26 protein-coding genes, 3 tRNA genes and 1 pseudogene are annotated in these 22,918 nt (G+C 64.8%); 23 read left to right on the forward strand and 7 right to left on the reverse strand.

The window, feature by feature from the left end:
- The 5 genes and pseudogenes from NG698_RS12330 to NG698_RS12350 form a co-directional block, all read left to right on the forward strand.
- Nucleotides 1-368: low temperature requirement protein A (locus tag NG698_RS12330; protein ID WP_252610038.1), on the forward strand; the 368-nt coding region annotated here is incomplete at its 5' end.
- Between the two features lie 309 nt (nt 369-677).
- Complete coding sequence (locus NG698_RS12335) at nt 678-2,045, forward strand: IS4 family transposase (protein WP_252610040.1); 1,368 nt, start codon at nt 678-680, stop codon at nt 2,043-2,045.
- Nucleotides 2,046-2,301: 256 nt separating this feature from the next.
- Complete coding sequence (locus NG698_RS12340; RefSeq protein ID WP_252610042.1) at nt 2,302-2,967, forward strand: SDR family NAD(P)-dependent oxidoreductase; 666 nt, start codon at nt 2,302-2,304, stop codon at nt 2,965-2,967.
- A 43-nt stretch (nt 2,968-3,010) separates the two neighbouring features.
- On the forward strand, nt 3,011-3,841 hold the full coding sequence (locus NG698_RS12345) for an SDR family oxidoreductase (RefSeq protein WP_252610044.1): 831 nt from the start codon (nt 3,011-3,013) through the stop codon (nt 3,839-3,841).
- A gap of 117 nt (nt 3,842-3,958) precedes the next feature.
- Nucleotides 3,959-4,051 (forward strand): annotated as a pseudogene (locus NG698_RS12350) (AAA family ATPase); the annotation flags it as partial.
- A 13-nt stretch (nt 4,052-4,064) separates the two neighbouring features.
- On the opposite strand, the gene NG698_RS12355 reads toward NG698_RS12350, so the two are convergent.
- From NG698_RS12355 to NG698_RS12365, 3 genes are all read right to left on the reverse strand, one after another.
- The gene (locus NG698_RS12355; RefSeq protein ID WP_252610046.1) at nt 4,065-4,205 is read right to left on the reverse strand and encodes a hypothetical protein; all 141 of its coding nucleotides are present in this window, start codon (nt 4,203-4,205) and stop codon (nt 4,065-4,067) included.
- A 336-nt stretch (nt 4,206-4,541) separates the two neighbouring features.
- The gene (locus NG698_RS12360; RefSeq protein ID WP_252602698.1) at nt 4,542-5,462 is read right to left on the reverse strand and encodes a cation diffusion facilitator family transporter; all 921 of its coding nucleotides are present in this window, start codon (nt 5,460-5,462) and stop codon (nt 4,542-4,544) included.
- A gap of 10 nt (nt 5,463-5,472) precedes the next feature.
- The gene (locus tag NG698_RS12365) at nt 5,473-5,901 is read right to left on the reverse strand and encodes a metallopeptidase family protein (RefSeq protein ID WP_056348808.1); all 429 of its coding nucleotides are present in this window, start codon (nt 5,899-5,901) and stop codon (nt 5,473-5,475) included.
- A gap of 72 nt (nt 5,902-5,973) precedes the next feature.
- Here NG698_RS12365 and NG698_RS12370 point away from each other — a divergent pair, with 72 nt between their 5' ends.
- A complete protein-coding gene (locus NG698_RS12370) occupies nt 5,974-6,594 on the forward strand; it encodes a class I SAM-dependent methyltransferase (protein WP_252602701.1) in 621 nt (206 codons plus the stop codon).
- 17 nt (nt 6,595-6,611) lie between these two features.
- On the opposite strand, the gene NG698_RS12375 is transcribed toward NG698_RS12370, so the two are convergent.
- Nucleotides 6,612-7,556 carry a DMT family transporter gene (locus NG698_RS12375; protein WP_252610049.1) on the reverse strand — a complete coding sequence of 315 codons (945 nt, stop codon included), beginning with the start codon at nt 7,554-7,556 and terminating at the stop codon, nt 6,612-6,614.
- Nucleotides 7,557-7,609: 53 nt separating this feature from the next.
- Complete coding sequence (locus NG698_RS12380) at nt 7,610-8,659, reverse strand: PHP domain-containing protein (RefSeq protein WP_252602707.1); 1,050 nt, start codon at nt 8,657-8,659, stop codon at nt 7,610-7,612.
- Between the two features lie 168 nt (nt 8,660-8,827).
- Here NG698_RS12380 and NG698_RS12385 point away from each other — a divergent pair.
- The 14 genes from NG698_RS12385 to NG698_RS12450 all read left to right on the forward strand — a co-directional run bounded on the left by NG698_RS12385 (nt 8,828) and on the right by NG698_RS12450 (nt 17,281).
- Nucleotides 8,828-8,900, forward strand: a tRNA-Glu gene (locus NG698_RS12385).
- A gap of 90 nt (nt 8,901-8,990) precedes the next feature.
- Nucleotides 8,991-9,064 (forward strand) — tRNA-Asp (locus NG698_RS12390).
- 48 nt (nt 9,065-9,112) lie between these two features.
- Nucleotides 9,113-9,188 (forward strand) — tRNA-Phe (locus NG698_RS12395).
- Nucleotides 9,189-9,346: 158 nt separating this feature from the next.
- The gene (locus NG698_RS12400; protein WP_308293038.1) at nt 9,347-9,634 is read left to right on the forward strand and encodes a glycoside hydrolase family 32 C-terminal domain-containing protein; all 288 of its coding nucleotides are present in this window, start codon (nt 9,347-9,349) and stop codon (nt 9,632-9,634) included.
- A 71-nt stretch (nt 9,635-9,705) separates the two neighbouring features.
- Entirely contained in the window at nt 9,706-10,197 is a 492-nt protein-coding gene (locus tag NG698_RS12405; RefSeq protein WP_252602710.1) for an Asp23/Gls24 family envelope stress response protein, read from the forward strand.
- A complete protein-coding gene (locus tag NG698_RS12410; RefSeq protein ID WP_111907359.1) occupies nt 10,194-10,385 on the forward strand; it encodes a hypothetical protein in 192 nt (63 codons plus the stop codon). The genes NG698_RS12405 and NG698_RS12410 overlap by 4 nt, the downstream gene beginning before the upstream one ends.
- The gene (locus NG698_RS12415; protein ID WP_252602713.1) at nt 10,382-10,762 is read left to right on the forward strand and encodes a hypothetical protein; all 381 of its coding nucleotides are present in this window, start codon (nt 10,382-10,384) and stop codon (nt 10,760-10,762) included. Before NG698_RS12410 ends, NG698_RS12415 begins: the two co-directional genes overlap by 4 nt.
- 71 nt (nt 10,763-10,833) lie before the next feature.
- Nucleotides 10,834-11,418: a DUF6286 domain-containing protein gene (locus NG698_RS12420; protein WP_252602716.1), complete on the forward strand. Its 585-nt coding sequence runs from the start codon at nt 10,834-10,836 to the stop codon at nt 11,416-11,418.
- Nucleotides 11,415-12,026: a hypothetical protein gene (locus NG698_RS12425; RefSeq protein ID WP_252610052.1), complete on the forward strand. Its 612-nt coding sequence runs from the start codon at nt 11,415-11,417 to the stop codon at nt 12,024-12,026. The genes NG698_RS12420 and NG698_RS12425 overlap by 4 nt, the downstream gene beginning before the upstream one ends.
- A gap of 104 nt (nt 12,027-12,130) precedes the next feature.
- Nucleotides 12,131-12,403 carry a hypothetical protein gene (locus tag NG698_RS12430; protein WP_252610054.1) on the forward strand — a complete coding sequence of 91 codons (273 nt, stop codon included), beginning with the start codon at nt 12,131-12,133 and terminating at the stop codon, nt 12,401-12,403.
- Nucleotides 12,404-12,712: 309 nt separating this feature from the next.
- On the forward strand, nt 12,713-14,050 hold the full coding sequence (locus NG698_RS12435; RefSeq protein ID WP_252602725.1) for an ABC transporter substrate-binding protein: 1,338 nt from the start codon (nt 12,713-12,715) through the stop codon (nt 14,048-14,050).
- A gap of 93 nt (nt 14,051-14,143) precedes the next feature.
- Nucleotides 14,144-15,109, forward strand: coding sequence for a carbohydrate ABC transporter permease (locus NG698_RS12440; RefSeq protein WP_056348751.1), 966 nt, complete (start codon nt 14,144-14,146; stop codon nt 15,107-15,109).
- On the forward strand, nt 15,106-16,083 hold the full coding sequence (locus NG698_RS12445) for a carbohydrate ABC transporter permease (protein ID WP_252610056.1): 978 nt from the start codon (nt 15,106-15,108) through the stop codon (nt 16,081-16,083). The genes NG698_RS12440 and NG698_RS12445 overlap by 4 nt, the downstream gene beginning before the upstream one ends.
- Before the next feature lie 145 nt (nt 16,084-16,228).
- Nucleotides 16,229-17,281, forward strand: coding sequence for a LacI family DNA-binding transcriptional regulator (locus tag NG698_RS12450; protein ID WP_252602728.1), 1,053 nt, complete (start codon nt 16,229-16,231; stop codon nt 17,279-17,281).
- Between the two features lie 109 nt (nt 17,282-17,390).
- On the opposite strand, the gene NG698_RS12455 is transcribed toward NG698_RS12450, so the two are convergent.
- On the reverse strand, nt 17,391-18,389 hold the full coding sequence (locus tag NG698_RS12455) for a DUF8083 family protein (protein ID WP_252602731.1): 999 nt from the start codon (nt 18,387-18,389) through the stop codon (nt 17,391-17,393).
- Between the two features lie 34 nt (nt 18,390-18,423).
- Entirely contained in the window at nt 18,424-19,230 is an 807-nt protein-coding gene (locus NG698_RS12460) for an exodeoxyribonuclease III (protein WP_252602734.1), read from the reverse strand.
- A gap of 163 nt (nt 19,231-19,393) precedes the next feature.
- On the opposite strand from NG698_RS12460, the gene NG698_RS12465 reads away from it, so the two are divergent.
- The 3 genes from NG698_RS12465 to mmsB are packed head-to-tail and all read left to right on the forward strand — an operon-like array spanning nt 19,394 to nt 22,882.
- Nucleotides 19,394-20,893 carry a CoA-acylating methylmalonate-semialdehyde dehydrogenase gene (locus NG698_RS12465; protein ID WP_252602736.1) on the forward strand — a complete coding sequence of 500 codons (1,500 nt, stop codon included), beginning with the start codon at nt 19,394-19,396 and terminating at the stop codon, nt 20,891-20,893.
- The gene (locus NG698_RS12470) at nt 20,893-21,975 is read left to right on the forward strand and encodes an enoyl-CoA hydratase/isomerase family protein (protein WP_252610058.1); all 1,083 of its coding nucleotides are present in this window, start codon (nt 20,893-20,895) and stop codon (nt 21,973-21,975) included. The genes NG698_RS12465 and NG698_RS12470 overlap by 1 nt, the downstream gene beginning before the upstream one ends.
- Nucleotides 21,968-22,882, forward strand: a complete 915-nt coding sequence (gene mmsB, locus NG698_RS12475; protein ID WP_252602740.1) for a 3-hydroxyisobutyrate dehydrogenase — start codon at nt 21,968-21,970, stop codon at nt 22,880-22,882. The genes NG698_RS12470 and mmsB overlap by 8 nt, the downstream gene beginning before the upstream one ends.
- The last annotated feature ends 36 nt before the right edge of the window (nt 22,883-22,918 follow it).

Below are 22,918 nucleotides of genomic sequence, written 5' to 3' on the forward strand. Positions count from 1 at the left end.
ATCAGTTCCGGCCCGGTATTTTGGCGGGCAACACCTTGGTGGTGTTCCTGGCGGGCCTGATCCTGGTGGCGGTTGGTGATCAGCTCGTGATCAGCGATCCGGCTGCCCGCCCTGATCTGGCCACCGTTCTGTTTCTTTATGGCGGGCCGGCTCTTTTCCTCGCCGGCCGGGGCGTTTTTATTCGACGGTTACTGGGCCACCGCCGAGCCTCCGATCTCGCCGGCATCGGAGCCTTGGCGGTCCTGGCAAGCTTGAGTTCCCTCCTCCCGGCATTCGTCGCCGCTATAGGGGCCGTTATTCCCCTCATAGGCGTAGCATTTTCCGACGCCGTGAACCGACGCCGCCAAACGAAACAGAGAGCCGGCTGACGGTTTATTGGATGCCAGGGAACGTATCTCTCATCAGCGGCAGCGGCATCAGCGGCATCAGCGGAGTTGCAGGGCACGGGAAGCCACTAGCGAAGGCAACCAATTCAGATGGTTCGGGTGATTGCGCACCATCGAACCGGATTGTTCCGCTATTGGGCCCCCATTAGGGGCAATGCCGTTCGGTTAAGGTCTGCACGGTGATGTCAACCCGTATCCCGGCGTTGCGTTCAGGTGAATAGGCGCAGCCCTTGTTAGAAGTGAGTCAAGTCTTGCCGGACTTTTGATTCCGCTTCAACAACAAGGGCTGCGATGTCTCATTCTGCCAGCAACTCGTCCGCACCGGCGTCGGATGTGTTCGCGCCTGGGCATCTTGGGGAACTCACCCAGATCGTCCCTCCGGAGATGATCGATGCCGCTCTGGCAACAGCTGGCGGGGAGGAACAACGTCTCAGGCGTCTGCCGTCACGGGTGGTGGTGTATGTCCTCCTTGCCGGGGCCTTGTTCGCCGGTCAGGGGTGGCGGCATGTCTTCTCGCGCCTGACCGCGGGCCTTCCCGGCCCGGTGGTTCGGCCTTCGGGTGCGGCGATCACCGAGGCGATGCGCCGTGTCGGGCCGAAATCATTGCGCGAGTTGTTCACGTTCTTCGTGGGCTCTGCGGTGACGTGTGCTCATCAGAGGGTCAGGTTCGCAGGGCGCCTCGTGGTCGCGATCGATGGCACCCAGATCCCGGTCGCTGATACCGAAGCGAACCGGGTGATGTTTCCCAAACCGCGTGGTGGCCCGAACGGGGAAGCGGGATACCCCATGATCCGGCTGGTCGCGATCGTTACCGCCGGTACCCGCGACGTCATTGAGGCTGTCTTCGGAACGGACAAGATCGGGGAGCTCACCTATGCAGAGCGTGTCGCTACCGCGCTGCGGCCGGGGATGCTGCTGCTGGGGGACCGGAACTTCGCTACCTATAAGTTCTTCACCACTGTCGCAGGCACCGGGGCGGAATTCTTGATTCGGGCCAAGAAAGGAAATGGTGCGATGAACCTTCCAATCCTGACCCGTCTGCGCGATGGCTCGTTCCTCTCAGTCGCTGCCGGTGTGCGGGTTCGAGTCATCGACGCGGCAGTGACGATCACGACCGAGGCATCGACCCGCACCGGCGAGTATCGACTCATCACGACGTTACTGAACCCCGCCGAAGCTCCTGCGAAACAGCTGATGGGGCTGTATCACGAGAGGTGGGAGATCGAGACGGCGTACTGCGAACTCAAATCCACGATCCTGGGCGGGCGCGTGCTCCGCAGCCGGTATCCGACTGGGGTTGAGCAGGAAGTCTGGGCTCTGCTGACGGTCTACCAGGTGCTGCGCACCGCGATGGCCGACGCGCTCCTTGACACCCCTGATATCGATCCCGACCGGGCATCATTCACCACAGCGCTGAGAACCGCCCGCGACCAAGTCATCCAAGCCGCCGGGATCATCGCCGCTACCACGGTCGATCTGGTCGGCTGTATCGGAGCCGCGCTACGGGCCGATCTCATGCCCGACCGCCGCACACGCACCCGGCCCCGCGTGATCAAACGCGCGATCTCGAAATACCGGGCCAAAGGCCGTGCCATCGACCGCCGAACCTACCCCGCGACACTCACCACGAGAATCTTGACACCCGACCCAGACGACTAACCGAACGGCATTGCCATTAGGGGCAGTGCACCAGTTCCAAAGGTGCCTGAAAGTTGCCGGGCGTGAGTACCTTGATGCCGCTGCAACGATGTTGGATGAGCGGGGCCTCGGACACAGTGGCGTCAAAGACGTCGGCTCCGGATATGTTCTGGAGTTCTGAGATCCTGACAACATCGCGTTGGAGCTCTTCGTCACTAACGCCAGGTTAACCACGCACCTGTGGAATACATCGGGGGCCTCAGGCCTTGGACCCGGTATGACTACTATTGCAATCATCGGAGCAGGACCAGGACTAGGGGCAGCAGTGGCGCGGCGTTTCGGCGCGGAAGGTTTCACCGTTGGCCTGATCTCCCGCGACCAGGGGCGCCTGGATGCACTGGCCGGGGAATTGGCCAGTGACGGCGTGGAGGCCAGGGGTTTCACCGCTGACGTCCGCGACCCGTCGTCCATTGCCAAGGCCCTGGAGCAGGTGGCGGAGACCCTTGGCCCGATCGAGGTGCTGCAGTACAGTCCGCTGCCGCAAAAGGACTTCATGCGCCCGGTCCTTGAGACGACGCCGGCGGACCTTGTGGGGCCCGTCGAGTTCTCCATCTACGGACCGGTTGCCGCGGTGCACCAGGTGGTGCCGGGCATGCGTTTCCTCGGTAAGAACCGCGGAACTATTCTGTTCGTCAATGGCGGCTCGGCCGTCAAGCCTGGCCGCAACGTGACCGGCACGTCCGTTGCTTTTGCCGGGCAGGCCGCCTACGCGCAGCTCCTTAACGAGGTCCTGGGCGAGGAAGGCATCCAGGTGTCCCAGCTCATCATCGGCGGCCGCATCATTGCCGGGGATCCCGAGAAGGACCCCGATGTGCTGGCCGGTCATCTGTGGGACCTGCACAGCAAACGTGACCGCTTCCGCCATCAGGTCAGCGCCGACTGAACCGCGCCGAACCCCACCCCCACCCCACCTCAGGAGACATCGTATGAGCGCCAAAACATGGTTTATCACCGGTACGTCCCGCGGCTTCGGCCGGGAGTGGGCGCTGGCCGCGCTGGAGCGCGGGGACAACGTGGCAGCCACCGCCCGAAACACCAACAGCCTGGATACCCTCGCGGCAGAGTTCGGCGACAAGGTGCTGCCGATCTCGCTAGACGTCACCGACCGTGACGCGGTATTCGCCGCCGTCGCCCGGGCGCACGAGCATTTTGGCCGGCTCGACGTAGTGGTGAACAACGCCGGCTACGGCCAGTTCGGCGCGGTCGAGGAGCTCAGCGAGGCGGAGGCCCGCGAGCAGATCGAGACCAACCTTTTCGGCGCGCTCTGGGTCACCCAGGCGGCGCTTCCCTTCCTGCGCGGCCAGGTTAGCGGCCACATCCTGCAGGTCTCCTCCATCGGCGGGATCTCAGCGTTTCCCACAGTGGGCATCTACCACGCCTCCAAATGGGCGCTGGAAGGCCTCAGTCAGTCACTCGCGCAGGAAGTGGCAGGCTTCGGCATCAACGTCACCCTCATCGAGCCCGGTGGTTACTCCACCGACTGGGGCGGCAGCTCCGCGAGGCACGCCACAGAACTGCCCGCCTACGACGGGGTCCGTGAGCAGGCCGCCAACCGGCCCAGCCGGCGCGGCACTCCCGGTGACCCGGCGGCGACCAGGGACGCGGTACTCGCCCTGGTGGACTCCGAGAACCCGCCCCTGCGGGTCTTCTTCGGAGAGGCGCCGCTGGCCATCGCCACCGCCGACTACGAATCCCGGCTCGCGACGTGGAACGAGTGGCAGGCGCTGTCCGTAGCCGCGCACGGCAGCCAGCGCTGAACTGAACACGAACCTCAGACGGCGGATTCACTCGCGGCGAAGGTCGCTGCCGCCGGGAGCATGGAGTCTTTCAAGGCTTCCGGCGCCTTCGATGAACTGATGGGGCAGATCGATGCCCAGATCCAACGAGTACTCAAGATCAACCAACTAGAAACCATCACAGACGACGTCGTCGAAACCGCTGCCAGCATCCTTGTCATCGGCAATTAGCGACATGGAACTTTCAAAAAGAGCCGCCGCAAAGCGCTGAAGTCCACAGCCGGGCCTGCGGCATGGACGCTGCCTGGGCGGGGAGGGTCATGGTGCCGAAAAGTACGGCGGTGCACAGCACGGCGGCCTTCAGGCCGGATCCAGTCAAACCCATTCGCAGAACCTCGCACGCGGTAAGGCTGGGGGAGCGAGGTCTGGTGGCGGCACAAGAAGCCCCTCTGCTGATCTCCCAGCAGTCCGAGGCTACGTGAGCGGGTGCACTTTGGCAACACTGGTCACATCAATAACATAGTCAACAAGAGTGCGATTCCGGCGCATCCCGACCGGCGTGTCGCGGAATCGGCTCCCGCTCCGCAGGACAGATCTCTCCCGGCCAAGTGGCTAGGGCTCCGCCGGATTTCCGGGGTTCGCGACTTCGCCGGTGGCCAAAAGGGTGCTCGGCGTGACGCCCGCGCGCCGCCGTCCGGGCCCAAAGTTTTTGGGAGTCCTGCTATGCGTGCTGGCGCGATTCGTGCTCCGAGTGGCTGGCGGGCTCCAGCTGGAATGTGCAGTGCTCGGTGTCAAAGTGGGAGCCCAGGCAGGTGGTGAGCTTGTCCAGGAGCTGGTCGGCGCCGCGGGCATTAAGGACGCCGTCCTCCACCACCACGTGGGCCGAAAACACGGGCACCCCGGACGTGATGGTCCAGATATGGATGTCATGGACGTCGACCACTCCGTCAACGCTGAGGATGTGTTCGCGGATCATCTGCACCTCCACGCCTTTGGGGGTTGCCTCCAGGAGGACGTCCACCACATCCCGCAGCAGGCTCCAGGCCCGCGGCAGGATCATCAGGGCGATGAGCACGGAGGCGATCGTATCGGCGGCCTGGTAGCCGGTGAACATGATGACCAGGGCAGCAACGATGACGGCGACTGAGCCCAGCAGGTCACCCAGCACCTCAAGGTAGGCGCCCCGGACGTTCAGGCTGTCCTGGTGCGCGCCGCGCAGGATCAGCAGCGAAACGAGGTTGGCCACTGCGCCCAGGATGGCGGCGAAGAGCATGATGTCGGTGTGGACCTCGGGCGCCGAGCCGATCCGCCGGATGGCCTCGGTGAAGATGACCACCGAGATGACAATCAGGATCAGCGCGTTGGCCAGGGCGGCCAGGACCTCGGCACGCTGGTAGCCGTAGGTCCGCAGGTCACTCGCCGGGCGTCCTGCGATCCAGGCAGCCAGGAGCGCGATGGTCACGCCTGCCGCGTCGGAGAGCATGTGGCCGGCATCAGCCAGCAGGGCCAATGATCCGGACAGTGCCGCGCCGATCACCTGGACCACCACCACCGCAAGGGTGATGGTCAGGACGGCGATGAGCCGTTTGCGGTGCCGGCCTGTTGCCGTGATCCCGTGTGTGTGGCTGTGGTCGTGTCCCATGCCTACAAGGCTAGTCCCAGCCGAGCTCGTGCAGCCGCCGGTCATCGATGCCGAAGTGGTGGGCGATCTCGTGGACCACCGTCACGGCCACTTCCTGGATCACCTCGTCGCGGGACCCGCAGATGTCCAGGATGGGTTGGCGAAAGATGGTGATCCGGTCCGGCAGCGAACCGGCGTCCCACCATGAATCCCGCTCCGTCAAGGGGACACCCTCATAGAGGCCCAGCAGAACGGTGTCCGGGTCCTCGCCCGGGCCGGGCACGTAGTCGTCCTCGACAAACACCGCCACGTTGTCCATGGCGGCCGCAAGCTTGGCGGGGATCAGGCCCAGGGCATCCGTGACGGCGGCTTCGAAATCGTCAGCGGACATCTCAAACGGACCGGACTCTTGCGGGCCATCCGGGATGATGGGCAGGCCGGGCGGCAGGTTGACGGGCATATGCAGACTCTAGTCCGCAGCCGGGTTGGCGCGCATACTGAATCCCATCCCTGACCACCTGTGAGGAGCCGGATGTCCGTCCGCCATCGCCTTTTTGCCGCCATGTACGACACGTTGTCGGCCTCTGTGGAGCGCAGGGAGCTGTCTCCGCGCCGGGCGCTACTGCTCTCCGCGCTGGCGGGAACCGTGGTGGACGTCGGCGCTGGCACCGGGGCCAACCTGCGGCACTTCCGCCACGCTGACCGGGTAATCCTCGTGGAACCGGACCCCTACATGCGGGCCAGATTGAGGGCACGTCTGGGGGAGTCGCCCGTTCCGGTGGAGGTTTCCGAGGCCGATGCGGAGCACCTGCCGCTGCCGGACGGCACGGCTGACGCCGTTGTGTTCACCCTGGTGCTGTGCTCGGTGCCGGATCAGCGGCTTGCCCTGTTGGAGGCCCGCAGGGTGCTCAAACCCGGAGGTACCCTCGCGGTGCTGGAACATGTCCGCGGACAGGGCCGTGCGGCCCGCTGGCAGGACAGGCTGGACGGTCTGTGGGGCCTATGCGTGGCGCCCGGGTGCCACCTCAACCGGAACACGGTGGCATCCATCGGCGAAGCCGGGTTCGAATTCACGGAAGTCAGCAGGTTGGAGGCCCCGGCGGTTGCCCTGGCCACGCCCATCATCGCGGGCACAGCAGTGAAGCCCTCCTGACGCTGAATGGACCGCCTCTACCGGGACCTGCGGCGAGTCAGGCCCACACCCACCAGGCAGACCACCCCGCCCACGAGGCCCAGCACGGCGGGGACTTCGCTGAGGATCAGCCAGGAGATCAGGATGGTGGTGCCCGGCACCAGATAGGTGGTGGCCGCTAGTTTTCCGGCGTCAATCAGCGACAGCGCGTAGGCCCACGTGGTGAATGCAATGGCGGTGGGGAAGACGCCCAGATACACCAGGCCCAGTGTTGCCGGCAGCGGGGCGGACTGCAGTTCGGACACCAGCTGGCCGCTGAAGGGCAGGCAGCAGACCGCCCCCACCATGATGCCGAACCAGGTGGCCTGGCCCGCCGGGAACTTCCGCAGCACCGGCTTCTGGATGATGACGCTGACGGCGGCGAGCACGGCGGCAAGGAGGCAGAGCAGCACGCCCGCCACATCCGCCGTCGAACGTTCCCCGGAACCTGAGCCGGATCCGAGCGCGATCAGCGCCACCCCGCCGAACGCCACCAGGCTCCCGATAATCAGCCAGCGCGGGAAGCCCTCCTTCAGGAAGAAACCGGCCATGATGGCAACGAGGATGGGGTTGACGTTGATCAGCAGCGCGGCGGTCCCGGCGTCCAGCAGGTGTTCCGCCGCGTTCAGGGCCACGTTGTAGCCGCCGAACCACATCACGCCGTACCCCAGGATGGGCCACCATTCGCGGCCTTGCGGCAGCACTCTGCTTTTGGCCAGCTGCGGCAGCACCAGTGCACCGAGCACGACGGCGGCAACCGCCAGCCTGCCCAGGGTCAGGGATCCGGGGGAGAAGGTGGGGCCGATGGCCCGGATCCCCACGAACGCCGAAGCCCAGAGCACTACGGTGACCACCACGGCGGCGACGCCGAGCGCATTTGTTCGGCCAGGTGGTGGGCGAAGCGCCGTTGTTGTTGCTGCGCTGGGAGGGGTGCTTGAAGCCATGCTGCCAATCTATCCCCGGGGCGACGCCGGCGGCTGGCGGGAATCGGTCACGTCTAGTCGAGTTTCTGCCAATCCCGGGCCGACCACTCCAGCAGCCGTTCCAGGGGCCAGGTGGTCACGATGCGCTCCGCGGGAATATTGTTATGCGCGGCGCGGGCAGCCCCGTACTGGAGGAAGTCGAGCTGGCCCGGAGCGTGGGCGTCGCTGTCGATCGAGAACAGGCAGCCGGCGTCGAGGGCCAGCTGGATCAGGTCATCCGGCGGGTCCTGCCGCTCGGGGCGGGAGTTGATCTCTACCGCCACGTTGTATTCGGCGCACGCCGCGAACACCTCCCGGGCGTCGAAGTCCGATTGCGGCCGCGTGCCACGGGAGCCCTCCACCAGGCGGCCGGTGCAGTGGCCGAGCGCATTGGTCTGGGGGTTCTGGATGCCCTGGAGCATCCGCTGGGTCATGGTGGCGCGGTCCGCCCGAAGCTTCGAATGGACGCTGGCCACCACAACATCCAGCCGGTCCAGCATGTCCGGCGACTGGTCCAGTTCGCCGGTTTCCAGGATGTCCACCTCGATGCCGGTCAGGAGCCGGAATCCGTCATCCTTGCCGTCAAGTGCGGAGGCGGCGTTGATGGCGGCCACTACATCGAGCTGTTCGGTCAGGCGCTCGGCGCTGAGCCCGTTGGCGATGGTCAGGTTGGGCGAGTGGTCTGTCAGTGCCAGGTAGTCTCTGCCCAGCAGGCGGGCGGCATCGGCCATGAGCTGGATGGGGGAGCCGCCGTCGGACCAGTCGCTGTGGCTGTGGAGGTCGCCGCGGAGTGCTGCGTGGAGTTCGGCCCCGCCGTCGGCCAGAGGCGCCCCGCTGCGCTGGCGCAGGTCCTCAAGGTACTCGGGCACCTCGCCGTCCACGGCCTGCCGGACCACCTGGTACGTTCTGTCGCCGATGCCCTTCATGCTCTTGAGCCTGCCGTCCCGGGCCCGGACTGCCACCTCCGAAGGGTCAAGCCCGGCGATGATCCCGGCCGCCTTCCGGAAGGCCTGGACCTTGAACGTGGCAGCGCGTTCCCGTTCCAACCAGAAAGCAATTTCATTGAGTGCGGCGACGGCATCCATCTGTCCATCTTCGCCTGTTCCGGCCGCTTCGGTCAGGTGTCTGCGGGCCGATTTTGAGTTATTCCCGCCGAGGCCCTATAGTTTTAGAGTCCAGTTCGGAGCAACTGCAAACGTAAAGACTGAGGGCCCTCGGCTCGAAGCCTTTTATTTTGTGCCGAACGGGTTCTGGCCCCCATCGTCTAGCGGCCTAGGACACCGCCCTTTCACGGCGGCGGCACGGGTTCGAATCCCGTTGGGGGTACGCAAGAAACTGGTCTGGCAGGCTGAAAACGTCTGGTAAGCTGGAAGCCTTGAAAAAAGCGGTAGCGATGCCGCGAAGCAAGAAAATCAAGGCCCTGTAGCGCAGTTGGTTAGCGCGCCGCCCTGTCACGGCGGAGGTCGCGGGTTCAAGTCCCGTCAGGGTCGCTCTGATTGCCGGAAGAAATTCCGGCGGTCAAGGTGACATGTCACCTAGGCTCTGTAGCTCAGTTGGTAGAGCGTTCGACTGAAAATCGAAAGGTCACCGGATCGACGCCGGTCGGAGCCACCACTGGGAAGCATCAGTTCTTCGGAACTGGTGCTTTTCTTCTTTAACGGCCCGTCCTACGACGCGCATACTCCTTGTCGACGCGCAGATTCCCTGGCGACACCGAAATATAGGTGTCGCCAAGGATTTTCCGTGTCGGAGGGTAATTTGCGTGTCGTGAGATCCGATACCAGGCGCAGTCAGGCACGCTGACGGTTGACCGGTCCGCGGCCGGGACCTCAAACTTTTCGGACAAGTTCAGCCCCTACCACCAGGTGAGCCTGCCACTGGTGGACGGAAAACTGAAGCTGCGGATCCTGCTCGATACCTTGTCAGTGGAGGTGTTCGCCCCCGGAAGCGGCACTGTTGTCACAGACCTCTTCCTGCCCGACTGGGCCGACACCGATACGTCGGTGTTCAGCGAAGGCGGAAAGGCCGGATTTACGCTGACCGGCCGGAAGCTGGCCTGACTCGCCACGGATTCCCGTGCGTTCCCACACGCACGGGATAGGGTTGGGATCAACAGAAGGGGAAGTGTCTGATGGAATACCAGAACCCACAACCCGATGCGGGCGTCGAGCGCCGGCTCGCTACCAGCCAGCCTGCTACCAGCCACCATGCCGCCAGCCAGGCGCCCGTGCCCGGTCATGGCCGGACCGTGATCGCTGAGACCGCCGTGGCAAAAGTTGCCGGCATCGCTGCCCGTGCCGTGCCCGGCGTCTATTTTTTGGGCTCGGCTCCGTCGCGTGCGCTGGGGGCCATCCGGGACGCCGTCGGCAGTTCGGACCATGCTGCAGGCGTCCGAGCCGAGGTCGGTGAGACGCAGGTGGCGGTGGACATCAGCCTGGTGGCCTCCTACGGCACGCCCCTGCATTCCCTGGCCAATCAGGTGAGAGCAGCCGTTTACCGCGCGGTCGAGGAACTCGTCGGCCTGCAGGTCATTGAAGTGAATGTCGAAATAACCGATGTCTACGTGGCGCCGCCGGCGAAGGCCGGAGCCCCTGCCGTCGCCGAGAGGGAGGCACTGCTGTGAATCTGACCGTTGTGGGCATCGCCATGGGCGCCTTCGTGGCGTTTATGTCCTTCCAGTTCGGGCTATGGGGCTTTCTGGTCTCGCTTCTCTTTATGGCCATCGGCGCCCTCCTGGGCCGCGCAGCGGAAGGGAAACTGGACCTGCGCGGCGTCCTGGATGCCATCATCGGCCGGCGCTCATCGTCATGACGGCAGCCGCACCATCCATTCAGGGTCGGGTCCTGAGCGGCCACAACCGCATCAGCACGCAGGCCCTGACCAGCCTTGCCAGGACAGCCGCCGCGGAAGCCCTGGGTGTGGAGCCCCACGATGTCCGGGCGGACTGGACGGACGACGACGGCCTGCTGGCGTTGTCGCTGGTGTCACCGATCAGGATCCCGCCGCTGGCCACCGTGCTCAGGGATGCAAGCCGGGTGGCCGCATTCGGTGGATCCATTTGGGACCGGACGGTCGATGCCAAATCCAGGATCATGTCAACGGTCACGGCCCTCAGCGGCGCCAGTCTGAGCAGGGTGGATATCCGCATCAGCGGCGTAAAGCCGATCGAGGGAGGCCGGGTCCAGTGACCGGAGGATCAGTGGACGGGGACCTGGATTCGAGGCAAACAAACCGCGCCCGAGCCCAGCGGCAACCTGATATGCGCAGGGTCGTCTACCGGGAAACCCATTCCTCGCGGGCAGCGGTGGCCACGGTGGCAGCGGTCCTGGTGATGGGGCTGGCCGGTTACGGTCTTCTCGAATCGGCCGTGCACGCCATTGGTCAGCCGGCCTGGCTGATCGAACCGCAACTGGCGGCGGAGCGCATCGTTGCTCTTCCGGCGGGTATCCCGCCGTTGCTGCTCGGTGCCAGCGGCGGCGTAGTAGCCATGGTGGGGCTGTTTTTCCTGCTCAACGCCGTCCTGCCGGGAAGACGAGCCCGGCACGTGCTGAACGGCACCACGCTGAACGGCACCGGAAATTCGTCCGCCGTGGTGGTCGATGACGAGGTCATCGCCTCCGCCCTGGCACGCAGCGCACGGCTCGCTGCCAATGTCACCCCGGAGCAGGTCATGGTGGTGGTGTCCCGGCGGCAGATTATCGTCAACGTGCGCCCCACCTCAGGGGTTCCAGTAGCGGAAGCGGCGGTGCTGGCCGCGGTCCAGGACGAACTCAGCGGGATGTCACTGGTCCCGGTGCCTGACGTCCGCGTGAACATTTCCAACGTAGGAGTGATTGGAGCATGACGGCCACACCCTCGCTCCTCAACCGGATCCTGCTCGGCATCCTCGGCCTCAAGCTGCTCGCCGTGGGCATCCTGCTCGTCCTGCTGGCCACCGTTCCACCCGTGGCAACCTGGTGGCATGCCTGGTCCGGATCGGCCTGGCGCAGCGTCAAACAGTTCTTCGACAACACCCGCTTTCCGGGACGTCCGGAAAGCTGGCTCTGGATTGTGATGGCGTTTGCCCTGGTGGTTCTGATTGGCCTGATGGTTGCCTGGATTGCGCAGCAGGGCAAAGGCCGGAGCAACTTGCTGGTGGCCGAGTACGATCCCGGGACAGTAGCCGGAGACGTCCGGATCAGCGGGGGAGTAGCGGAGCAGGCGTTGAAACACGCCTTGGCTGAACGGCCCGATCTGGCGGGTGCCACGGTGGCAACCTACGATGTCCAGGGCAGCCCCGCCCTGAAAATCCGGCTCCAGCCGCGCCAGGGCGTGGCGCCGCATCTCCTTGCGGCCGAGGTCTCTGCCCTGGTGGACGCCTTGGACCAAGTGGTGGGAAAACAGACACCCGTCCTGATTCACATTGGTGCCGGGGCCAGGACACGGTTCAGCCGCGCTGAGCGCGTCCGTTAGTGTGATCCGGGGGACATCTGTTGTGCCGATGCCGGCGGACATCGCCTGGCAACGGGCCACCACCACTGTCCGGATCGAATATCCGGGGAATCAAGGGGAATACCATGAGCGAGCAAGTAACTGGCAGCGGAGCGGCAAACGAAGGCGCGGCAGAAGAGGCCAAGGAATTCGCTGGCGAGGCTGCGGAGAACGTGAAGGAATTCGCTGGCGAAGCTGCAGAAAACGTTAAGGAGTTCTTCGACGGCGACGTGGCTGAGAACGCCAAGGAACTCGTGGGCGATGTTGCTGAAAACGCCAAGGGACTGGCCGGCAGCGTGACCGAGAACGTGAAGGGCTTTGGCGCGAAGATCGCCGGTCTGTTCAAGGGCGGCAAATAGGCCCAACCATGGGGTATGCCCCACGATGCCTAAAGGGCGCCGCGCTCCCCGGGGAGCGCGGCGCCTTTCCTTTGTGCGCCCTTTGTGGGCATAGCCGCATGTCGAAGCCGTCTCACGGTCCCGGGCATCATCGCTGCGGCGCCCAAACTCCCGTGGACGGGGGCCTAGATATCCTTTCGGACACAACCGGATGTAAACGCTTGCATTCATGGCCGGAGCCTGATTAGTATGTGATTCAGACCACGCAATGATGTCCGTTGCCTTTGTCTCACCTGTTGAAGTTCTGTAACTCACCGAGGAGTCCTCAGCATGAAAAACCGCAAATACCTGCTTCCGGTTGCTGCCACCGGAATTCTGGCGCTGTCCCTGACGGCCTGTAGTCCCGGCGGGGGCGGTGGCGGCACCACCGGCAGTGACTGCTCTCCCTATGAGAGTTACGGCAAGCACGACGGCAAGACCGTCTCCGTCTACTCCACCATCGTGGACATCGAAGCTACCAACCTGGAAACCGCCTGGGCAACGTTTGAGGAATGCACCGGCGCAACCATCAAGTACGAGGGCAGCAAGGAATTCGAGACCCAGATCGGTGTCCGGGCCAAGGCTGGAAACGCCCCGGACGTCGCCATCTTCCCGCAGCCAGGCCTCCTGGCCGATCAGGCCAAGGCAGGCGGCCTGAAGCCGGCTCCGAAGGCAGTCTCGGATCTTGTGGACAAGAACTGGTCCGCTGACTGGAAGAAGTACGGCACGGTGGACGGGACCTTCTACGCGGCACCGATGCTCGCGAACGTCAAGGGTTACGTCTGGTACGCCCCGAAGACGTTCAAGGACAAGGGCTGGGAAGTTCCCAAGACCTGGGACGAAATGCTGACACTGTCCAAGAAGATCGCCGATGACGGCACCATGAAGCCGTGGTGTGCCGGCTTCGAATCCGGCGAAGCGACCGGCTGGCCGGGCACTGACTGGGTCGAGGATGTTGTCCTCCGCGCTCAGGGCCCCGAGGTCTACGACCAGTGGGTCACGCACGGGATTCCCTTCAACGACCCCAAGATTGTGGATGCGCTGAACCAGACCGGCGAGATCCTCCTGAACTCCGACTATGTCAACGGCGGATTTGGCGACGTTCGTTCAATCCTGACCACCGGCTTCGCGCAGGCAGGTCAGCCCGTCCTCGATGGCCAGTGCGCCATGCACCACCAGGCCAACTTCCAGGCAGCCAACTGGCCGGAAGGGACCGCTGTGGCTCCCGATGGCGACGTCTGGGCCTTCATGACGCCTCCGATCGACCCCAGCAAGGGCCAGGCAATCACCGGCGGCGGCGAGATGGTGGGCGCTTACAAGGACACCCCGGAGGCGCAGGCCTTCCTGGCTTACTTGGCCAGCGCCGAGTTCGCCAACAACCGAGTCAAGCTCGGTGGCGTCATCAGTGCCAACAAGGGACTGGACCCGGCGAGTGCCCAGACGGAACTCGACAAGCAGTCCATCGCACTGCTCCAGGATCCGGACACCGTCTTCCGCTTCGACGGCTCTGACCTGATGCCGGGCGCCGTAGGCTCCAACTCCTTCTGGAAGGGCATCGTTGCATGGATCAACGGCACTCCCGCCCAGCAGGTTGCCGACAGCATCGAAGGCAGCTGGCCTAAGAGCTAACCTCCTTCGCATCGCGCCCTTGGGACATCAAGTCCCAAGGGCGCGATGTCGATTCAGAACAAACAGATCCACGCACACCACGGAGGTTGGGCAATGGAGTTTCTTGGAGGAAAATTTCTTCAAGTTTTTATCGCCTTGGCGGTTTTTGCCGCGCTAATTGGGCTGATCATGCTGATTGTGGACAGGGCTCCCAAATCAGTCAAAGACAAACTGACGATCGTTGGCTTTTTGGCGCCGGCGGCAATCCTGATGCTGGTCGGCCTGGTTTATCCCGCCGTGCAGACATCATTCCTGGCATTCACGAATGCCTCCGGCCAACCCAACGGAGTCGATAACTTCGTCTGGATGTTTACCCAGCCCGAGGCGCTGGCCACCCTCCGCAACACGGTGATCTGGACCGTTCTGGTGCCGTTGCTGTCCACGGTCTTCGGTCTCGCTTACGCGGTGTTCATTGACAAGGCGCGCGGCGAAAATGCCCTCAAAGCTTTGGTCTTTATGCCGGTGGGCATCTCGATGGTGGGCGCCGGCATCATCTGGAAGCTTGTGTACGACTACCGCGGCCCCGGCATTGAACAGACTGGCGTCGTTAACGCTGTGCGGGTTGCCCTGGGCATGGACCCCAAGCAATTTCTTCTTGATGCCCCGGAAAACACCATCTTCCTCATCATCGTGATGGTTTGGATCCAAACAGGCTTTGCCATGGTGATCCTCTCCGCTGCCATCAAGGGCGTGCCGGTGGAACTGGTTGAGGCAGCGCGCCTGGACGGTGCCAACCCCTGGCAGCAGTTCCGCAATGTGACGGTTCCCGGCATTCGGGGCGCTTTGGTGGTGGTGCTGACAACCATCACCATCGCCACCCTTAAAGTCTTCGACATTGTCCGCACCATGACGGCGGGCAACTATGACACGTCCGTGATCGCCAACGAGATGTACACGCAGGCCTTCCGCGCCGGCGAACCGGGCAGGGGTGCGGCGCTGGCCCTCGTCCTGTTCCTTCTCGTACTGCCCATAGTGGTCTACAATGCCCGCGTACTTCGTCAGCAAAGGGAAATCCGATGACCGTCATGCCAGCGCCGGATGAGGCGGCCAACTCTTCCCGGACCCAGTCACGCAAAGACGAAGGCCGTCCCGCGACGCCGGAGGATTCCGCACCGATCATGCGGCGCGTCAAGACCAAGCTCACGTCACGCTGGGCCACTGCGGCCGCCGTGATCATTGCGACGATCTGGACCGTGCCCACCTTCGGTCTCCTGGTATCCTCCATCCGTCCCGCGGCCAAGCAGGTGGGCCCGCGCTCGGATGGCTGGTGGAACTTCTTTGCCGACTGGGATTTTACTTTCAAGCACTACGTCGACGTCACGGCAGCAGCCGGATCGCAGTCTGCGAACCTTTCGCAGTACTTCATCAACTCCCTGGCGATTGTCATCCCGGTGACCGTCTTTGTCCTGGTGCTCGCCTCCATGGCGGCCTACATCTTCGCCTGGGGCAACTTCAGGGGCCGCGAGGCTACGTTCATCTTCGTGTTCGCGTTGCAGATCATTCCCCTGCAGATGGCACTCATCCCGCTGCTGTCATTGTTCACGCAGGTCCTGAAGCTCCCGCCCGGGTCCTATGCCCAGCTGTGGATCGCCCACACCATGTTTGGACTCCCGTTGGGCATCTTCCTGCTGCACAACTTCATCTCGGAGATCCCGGGCGAAGTGATCGAGGCCGCGAAGGTGGATGGGGCAGGACACACCACCATTTTCTGGCGGATCATCCTGCCGTTGTCCGTCCCGGCTCTGGCATCCCTGGCCATCTTCCAGTTCCTGTGGGTCTGGAATGACCTGCTGGTGGCCTTGGTGTTCTCGGGTGGAACGGCGGACGTAGCGCCCATCACCCAGCGGCTCGCTGAGATCTCCGGTACCCGCGGCAACAGGGACTTCCTGAACCCTGCCGCCGCGTTCGTCTCGATCATCGTCCCGCTGGCGGTGTTCCTTGGCCTGCAGCGCTTCTTTGTCCGTGGTCTCCTGGCCGGCGGCCTCAAGGGCTGACCGGGCTCAGGGCCGATCCGCATAGGCTGATCGGACGCAAGGGGAGGCAGGCAGGTAACACTGTGACGTCGGGCGGCCCGCAACCTAGCATGGCTTGGGGGCAACTGCATAGCGGAAATTAGGTTTGAACCCATGAGGGGAAACGGTGGCACGCATGGCTGAAAGGTCTCAACGGGGTGGCCACAGCGGCGTCAGCATTGAGGACGTGGCCGCAGCCGCAGGCGTCTCCACCGCCACCGTTTCCCGGGCCGTACGCGGGCTTCCCAGGGTTTCGCCCGCCACCAGGGAGAAGATCCTCGAGGTGGCGGGTGCTTTGGGTTATGTGGCGTCGTCGTCGGCGTCAGGTCTGGCCACCGGCCGAACCAAGACCATTGGCGTCCTGGCACCGTTCGTGAGCCGCTGGTTCTTCTCCAAGGCCATTGAGGGCGCGGACCGCGAACTTCACGCCCGCCACTACAATCTTTCCCTCTTCAACCTGGGCGGTCACGGCAGCAACCGGGAACGCCTGTTCAGCAAGACCATGGTTTACAAACAGATTGATGCCCTGCTTGTCCTTTGTATGGCGCTCAGCCACGAGGAACTGGACCATCTCCAAAAGATTGATATCCCGCTGATCGTGGTGGGCGGCCATGTGGAAGAGTGCGCGTACATCGGCATCGACGACTACGCCGCAGCGTCCACCGCCGTACGGCACCTGATCGACCTCGGCCACCGGGACATTGCCCTCCTGCACGGCGACGACGAAACGGACCTTAACTTCGACGTTCCCCGCGTGCGGATCCTGGCTTTCAAGGACGTTATGGCAGGAGCAGGGCTGCCCACCCGCCCCGAGTGGGACGAATGGGGCGATTTCACGGTCCGCAGCGGCCAAGAGGCATTCCGACGCCTCTGGACCCAGCCCGGCCCGAAGCCGACCGCCATCTTTTGCGCCTCAGACGAAATGGCCATGGGAGTCATCTTCGAAGCAGCACGCGTAGGCGTACGGGTCCCTGAGGACCTCTCGGTGGTGGGGATCGATGACCACGATTTCGCCGACGCGATGGGCCTGACCACCGTGGGACAACGGCCCGACGAACAGGCCGAGCTGGCTACCAAGATGCTCATCGACGAACTGGACGGCACGGTCGGGGCGGTCCAATCCGCCGTCGCGCCCCACCAGCTCATCATCAGGCGTACGACGGCGCCGCCTCGTTCCTGAGGAGGCGCGGCGCGGCATCCGGCCAGGATGCCGCGGCCAGGACGCCGGGTTCAGGAAGCCGCAGTCGCGAAGCCGTGTCTAGGAAGAAGCCGCGTCTAGGAAAAAGCGGTCAGGACGCGCGGGCGAGCTGCCGGATGGGAATCCAGCGGGAAGCCAGCCTGCGGTAGGCCGCGGCGGCGCCCGTCATGTCGCCCTCTGCCAGGCATTCGATGCCTAGCCGGATGTCCATGGGCGACTCGTCCGGGTACACCTTGTCCGCCACGGCGCCGTAGTCGAGTTCCACCATGGAATTGACGTGGAACAGCTCCAGCCATTCGGTCAGCTGCGCGAGGTCGTCCAGCATGTCCAGGTCCGGGGCCGCCAGCGCCAGGTGGGCCACGGCGTACCGTGCCCGCTCCATGGCTTCGGTGATGGGAGCCCACACCCTGACGGTGAGGATGCGCCCGCCTGATTCCACCACGTCCTTATGATCGCCTTCCATAAACAGCGAGAACCAGCTGAAGGGGATGCCCCACGTGGAGGCGCGGGTATGCACACGGATGGCGCCGTCACGGGCTTTGACCTGGTCAATGCGTTCCTGGTGCTTGTCCCGCTGCTCTTCCGGAATCAGCATTTCGGCCAGCGGGCCGTGGATGCCTTCCATGAGGGCATTGGCCGCGAGGCCGGCGCGCAGGACCAGCTGGCTGGGGCAGTACAGAAGGACGCGCCCGGACCCAGCGTCACGCCCACCGTCGCCCCCAGCGTCAGGCCCAAAGCCGGAACCGGCGCCTATCCCGGTACCCAAGCCTGACTCGGCACTCGGGCCGGCGGCAGCACCGGCGTCGGAGGTTCCTGGCTGCGGGGTCCGCCCGGGGGGTACACCGGGAATGCTGGTGACCCGGACCAGATCCGTCCGCCCGGTGGGGAAGGGGTCCCCGCCGGAGCGGGTGATCCGGCCCAGCGAGGCCAGCAGTTCGGCGTTTTCGACGGCGGCCCGCGAGGCTGTGCGGGCACCGGCGGTCCGGATGGCCTCCCGCTGTCCTTCCGGGAAGGCCTCCAGCGGTTCGTAGACGCGCAGGGTGGAGGAGAACGGCAGCCCGGCCTGGCCCCTGTAGAGGTTTCCCGTCATTACAGTCTCCCTTCCTGGGCCCCGGCCGCAGCCATCAGTCCGCCAGTTCCACCAGAACGGGGGCGTGGTCCGAGGCGCCCTTGCCCTTGCGTTCCTCGCGGTCAATCGACGCGCCCGTGACGCGGGCCGCCAACGCGGGGGAGCCAAGGACAAAGTCAATGCGCATCCCCTCCTTTTTGGGGAAGCGCAGCTGGGTGTAATCCCAGTACGTGTACACGCCGGGACCGGGGGTGTACTCGCGTGCCACGTCCTTGAATCCGGCCTCTTCAAAGGCGTGGAACGCAGCACGTTCCGGCGGGCTGACATGGGTGTACTTGTTATTGACGAAAAGGTCGATGTCCCAGACGTCGTCGTCGAACGGCGCAATGTTCCAGTCGCCCATGAGGGCTACCTGAGCTGTCGGGTCGGCGGTCACCAGGCCCTGGGCGTGGGTCTTCAGGGATTCAAGCCACTTGATCTTGTACGGCATGTGTTCGTCGTCCAGGGAGCGGCCGTTGGGCACGTAGAGGCTCCAGACCCGGACGCCGCCGCAGGTCGCGGCCATGGCGCGGGCTTCCTGGATGGGGTCCTTGCCTTCTTTCCCGAACGGAGGCTGGTCCAGGAAGGTGCGCTCGACGTCTTCCAGGCCTACCCGGGACGCGATGGCCACGCCGTTCCACTGGTTCACACCGAAGTGGGCCACCTCGTAGCCCATGCGTTCGAAAAGTTCCCAGGGAAAGTTTTCGTCCTTGCATTTGGTCTCCTGGATGGCCAGGACGTCGCAATCGCTGCGCTGCAGCCACGCCTCCACACGGTCGGCGCGGGCACGGAGGGAGTTCACATTCCAGGTAGCAATCTTCACAGTCCCTAACTTACCGAACTTGTTGACCGGAGGCGTTGCCTCGGCGGGAAAGCCCGCGCAGGCCGTTGTCCACCGTTGCAGGGACAGTCTGGAATTTAGTAGGAAGTCCGAGTATATTCGCTTGCAGAGATGACCTGGATCACATGCGAAGGAGCATTGCATCATGGTGCGCGAACTATCCCATTACGTAGACGGCCAGCGGGTGACGGGGACCTCCGGCCGCTTCAGTGACGTTTTTGACCCCTGCACGGGCCAAGTGCAGGCGCGCCTGCCCCTCGCCAGCGGAGAGGAGGTCCGGAACGTGGTGGCCGCCGCGGAGAAAGCGCAGGTCCAGTGGGGCGCCATGAACCCGCAGCGCCGCGGCCGGATCCTGCTCAAGTTTGTTGACCTCGTCAACGAGAACATGGACGAACTCGCCACGCTGCTATCCTCCGAGCACGGGAAGACCTTCGCCGATTCCAAGGGCGATATCCAGCGCGGCATTGAAGTGGTGGAGTTCGCGGCGGGCGCCCCACACCTGCTCAAAGGCGAGTTCTCCGACGACGCCGGTGCAGGCATCGACGTCCACTCGCTTCGCCAGCCGCTCGGGGTGGTCGCGGGCATCACCCCGTTCAACTTCCCGGCCATGATCCCCCTGTGGAAGTCCGGCCCGGCCCTCGCCGCCGGCAACGCCTTCATCCTCAAGCCCTCCGAGCGGGACCCCTCGGTTCCGCTGCGCCTGGCCGAACTGTTCACCGAGGCCGGGCTGCCGGACGGGGTGTTCAACGTGGTCAACGGGGACAAGGAAGCTGTCGACGCGCTGCTGGAAGATCCCCGCGTGAAGGCCATCGGCTTTGTGGGTTCAACACCCATCGCCCAGTACATCTACGCCACCGCGGCCGCCCACGGGAAGCGCGCCCAGTGCTTCGGCGGGGCCAAGAACCACATGGTGATCATGCCGGACGCGGACCTGGACATGGCCGCCGACGCCCTGATCGGCGCCGGCTTCGGTTCCGCGGGCGAGCGCTGCATGGCCATTTCCGTGGCCGTCCCGGTGGGGGAGAAGACCGCGGATGCGCTGGTATCCAAGCTGGTCGAGCGCGTCAAACACCTCAGGGTAGGCCACAGCCTGGACAAGGACTCGGACTTCGGGCCCGTGGTGGCGGCGAGTGCCAAGGAACGGATCGAGGGCTACATCCAGTCCGGCGTGGACGAGGGTGCCACCCTGCTGGCCGATGGGCGCGGCATCACGGTGGAAGGCTATGACGACGGCTTCTGGGTAGGCCCCACGCTCTTCGACCACGTCACCAAGGACATGAAGATCTACCAGGAGGAAATCTTCGGCCCCGTCCTCAGCGTGCTCCGCGCCGCCGATTACGACGAAGCGCTCCGGCTGTGTTCCGAGCACGAATTCGGCAACGGCGTGGCCATCTTCACCCGCGACGGCGACGCCGCCCGGGACTTCGCCAGCCGGGTGGAGGTGGGCATGGTGGGCATCAACGTGCCGATTCCGGTTCCCATCGCCTACTACACGTTTGGCGGCTGGAAAGCGTCCGGCTTCGGCGACCTTAACCAGCACGGCGCCGACGCGTTCCGTTTCTACACCAAGACCAAAACGGTCACCACACGCTGGCCGTCCGGGATCCGCCAGGGCGCCAGCTTCATCATGCCGGAAGGCAGCTGATGACGGAGGTTCTGTTCGAGAAGCGCGGCCACCTGGGCGTCATCACGCTCAACCGGCCCAAGGCAGTCAACGCCCTGAACGCCGGCATGGTGGACGCCATGCTGGAGCAGCTCACCGCCTGGGCGGACGACGACAACGTGGCCACCGTCCTGGTGCGCGGCGCCGGCGAGCGTGGCCTCTGCGCCGGAGGCGACATTGTGGCCATCTACCGGGACATCCTCGGCGGCGGTACGGAAACTGCTGACTTCTGGCAGGCCGAATACCGGCTGAACTCCCTCATCGCCGCGTACCCCAAGCCCTATGTGGCCTTCATGGACGGACTGGTGCTCGGCGGCGGTGTGGGAATCTCCGCGCACGGCTCCGTGCGGGTGGTCACCGAACGGACCCGGTTGGGAATGCCGGAGACCACCATCGGATTTGTGCCCGACGTCGGCGGGACCTGGCTGCTGGCGAGGTCACCTGGAGAGACCGGCACCCATGCCGCGCTGACCGGAGCCCATCTGACCGGGGCGGATGCGCTGTTCCTGGGCCTCGCGGACCACTTTGTCCCGTCGGGGAGCCTGCCGGAGCTGGCGGCGGCGCTCGAACACGAAAGTGCGGAAGCCGCCGTCGTACGTTTTGCCCAGAGCCCGCCGCCCTCCGGGCTGGAGGCGCAGCGCGACTGGATCGATGCCGCCTATGCCAGCGATGACGTGGAGAACATTGTCCGGCGGCTGCGGACGCTGGATGAGGCCTCGGGCGGCGCGCCGGGCGGGGAGCCTGCGGCCGAAGCGGCCGAGGCCGCCGACACCATCGAAGCGAAGTCGCCGACGGCTGTGAAGGTGGCACTGGAGTCCCTTCGCCGCGCGAAGGGGCTGACGCTGGACGAGGCGCTGGCGCAGGAATACCGCGTGGGGCTTCGGTTCCTGGTTGCGCCCGACTTCCGCGAAGGGATCCGGGCGCAGGTGGTGGACAAGGACCGCATTCCGCAATGGAAGCCGGCCACGCTGCACGAGGTGCACGCGACGGACATCGAACGGTTCTTCGCGCCGCTGGGGGACCGGGAGCTCAACCTGCACACAAAGGAGCCGGACAATGCCTGAACAAACCACCGTCGCTTTCCTGGGCCTGGGCCACATGGGCGGGCCCATGGCAGCGAACCTGGTCCGTGCCGGCTACACCGTGGCGGGCTTCGACGTGGTCCCCGCCGCGCTGGACGCCGCCCAAACGCACGGTGTCCCCACGGTGGCCAGTCCGCTGGACGCCATTGCCGGTGCCGACGTGGTGCTGACCATGTTCCCCAGCGGACAGCATGTGCTGGACGCCTACCGCGGCACGGAGGGACAGCCGGGCCTGCTGGCCGAGGCCAAGCCGGGGACCATGTTTCTGGACTGTTCCACCATCAACGTTGACGAGGCACGGGAAGCCTCCGCGCTCGCCATTGCGGCCGGCCACCGTGCCGTGGATGCCCCGGTCTCGGGCGGTGTGGTGGGTGCGGAAGCCGGCACGCTGACCTTTATGGTGGGCGGCGAAACGGAGGACTTCGAGGCGGTGCGGCCACTGCTCGAGGTGATGGGAAAACGGGTGGTCCACTGCGGCGGGCACGGGGGCGGCCAGGCCGCGAAGATCTGCAACAACCTCATCCTGGGGGTCTCCATGATCGCGGTCAGCGAAGCCTTTGTGCTGGGCGAGAAGCTGGGCTTGACGCACCAGGCGCTGTTCGACGTCGCCTCCAACGCCTCCGGACAATGCTGGGCCTTGACCACCAACTGCCCTGTTCCCGGTCCGGTCCCCACCAGCCCCGCCAACCGCGACTACCAGCCGGGCTTCGCGGGGGCGCTGATGGCGAAGGACCTGCGGCTGGCGCTGAATGCGCTGGAAAGTACCGGGGTGGCGGCCCGGCTGGGACCGCTCGCCTCGGAAATCTACGATACGTTTGCCGCTGAAGGCGGAGCCGGCCGGGACTTCTCCGGAATCATCACCGATATCCGCGACAAATCGCAGCACTAGCACCATCTGCAGCACTGGTAACTCTGCAGCACCAGC

The organism is Pseudarthrobacter raffinosi (assembly GCF_023913735.1).
GTDB classification, from domain to species: domain Bacteria; phylum Actinomycetota; class Actinomycetes; order Actinomycetales; family Micrococcaceae; genus Arthrobacter; species Arthrobacter raffinosi.

What these genes read in the sequence shown, in the direction of transcription:
- NG698_RS12335 (WP_252610040.1), top strand. Translation starts at nt 678, where the DNA reads ATGTCTCATTCTGCCAGCAACTCGTCCGCACCGGCGTCGGATGTGTTC.
- NG698_RS12340 (WP_252610042.1), top strand. Translation starts at nt 2,302, where the DNA reads ATGACTACTATTGCAATCATCGGAGCAGGACCAGGACTAGGGGCAGCA.
- NG698_RS12345 (WP_252610044.1), top strand. Translation starts at nt 3,011, where the DNA reads ATGAGCGCCAAAACATGGTTTATCACCGGTACGTCCCGCGGCTTCGGC.
- NG698_RS12355 (WP_252610046.1), bottom strand. Translation starts at nt 4,205, where the DNA reads ATGGGTTTGACTGGATCCGGCCTGAAGGCCGCCGTGCTGTGCACCGCC.
- NG698_RS12360 (WP_252602698.1), bottom strand. Translation starts at nt 5,462, where the DNA reads ATGGGACACGACCACAGCCACACACACGGGATCACGGCAACAGGCCGG.
- NG698_RS12365 (WP_056348808.1), bottom strand. Translation starts at nt 5,901, where the DNA reads ATGCCCGTCAACCTGCCGCCCGGCCTGCCCATCATCCCGGATGGCCCG.
- NG698_RS12370 (WP_252602701.1), top strand. Translation starts at nt 5,974, where the DNA reads ATGTCCGTCCGCCATCGCCTTTTTGCCGCCATGTACGACACGTTGTCG.
- NG698_RS12375 (WP_252610049.1), bottom strand. Translation starts at nt 7,556, where the DNA reads ATGGCTTCAAGCACCCCTCCCAGCGCAGCAACAACAACGGCGCTTCGC.
- NG698_RS12380 (WP_252602707.1), bottom strand. Translation starts at nt 8,659, where the DNA reads ATGGATGCCGTCGCCGCACTCAATGAAATTGCTTTCTGGTTGGAACGG.
- NG698_RS12405 (WP_252602710.1), top strand. Translation starts at nt 9,706, where the DNA reads ATGGAATACCAGAACCCACAACCCGATGCGGGCGTCGAGCGCCGGCTC.
- NG698_RS12415 (WP_252602713.1), top strand. Translation starts at nt 10,382, where the DNA reads ATGACGGCAGCCGCACCATCCATTCAGGGTCGGGTCCTGAGCGGCCAC.
- NG698_RS12420 (WP_252602716.1), top strand. Translation starts at nt 10,834, where the DNA reads ATGCGCAGGGTCGTCTACCGGGAAACCCATTCCTCGCGGGCAGCGGTG.
- NG698_RS12425 (WP_252610052.1), top strand. Translation starts at nt 11,415, where the DNA reads ATGACGGCCACACCCTCGCTCCTCAACCGGATCCTGCTCGGCATCCTC.
- NG698_RS12430 (WP_252610054.1), top strand. Translation starts at nt 12,131, where the DNA reads ATGAGCGAGCAAGTAACTGGCAGCGGAGCGGCAAACGAAGGCGCGGCA.
- NG698_RS12435 (WP_252602725.1), top strand. Translation starts at nt 12,713, where the DNA reads ATGAAAAACCGCAAATACCTGCTTCCGGTTGCTGCCACCGGAATTCTG.
- NG698_RS12440 (WP_056348751.1), top strand. Translation starts at nt 14,144, where the DNA reads ATGGAGTTTCTTGGAGGAAAATTTCTTCAAGTTTTTATCGCCTTGGCG.
- NG698_RS12445 (WP_252610056.1), top strand. Translation starts at nt 15,106, where the DNA reads ATGACCGTCATGCCAGCGCCGGATGAGGCGGCCAACTCTTCCCGGACC.
- NG698_RS12455 (WP_252602731.1), bottom strand. Translation starts at nt 18,389, where the DNA reads ATGACGGGAAACCTCTACAGGGGCCAGGCCGGGCTGCCGTTCTCCTCC.
- NG698_RS12465 (WP_252602736.1), top strand. Translation starts at nt 19,394, where the DNA reads ATGGTGCGCGAACTATCCCATTACGTAGACGGCCAGCGGGTGACGGGG.
- NG698_RS12470 (WP_252610058.1), top strand. Translation starts at nt 20,893, where the DNA reads ATGACGGAGGTTCTGTTCGAGAAGCGCGGCCACCTGGGCGTCATCACG.
- mmsB (WP_252602740.1), top strand. Translation starts at nt 21,968, where the DNA reads ATGCCTGAACAAACCACCGTCGCTTTCCTGGGCCTGGGCCACATGGGC.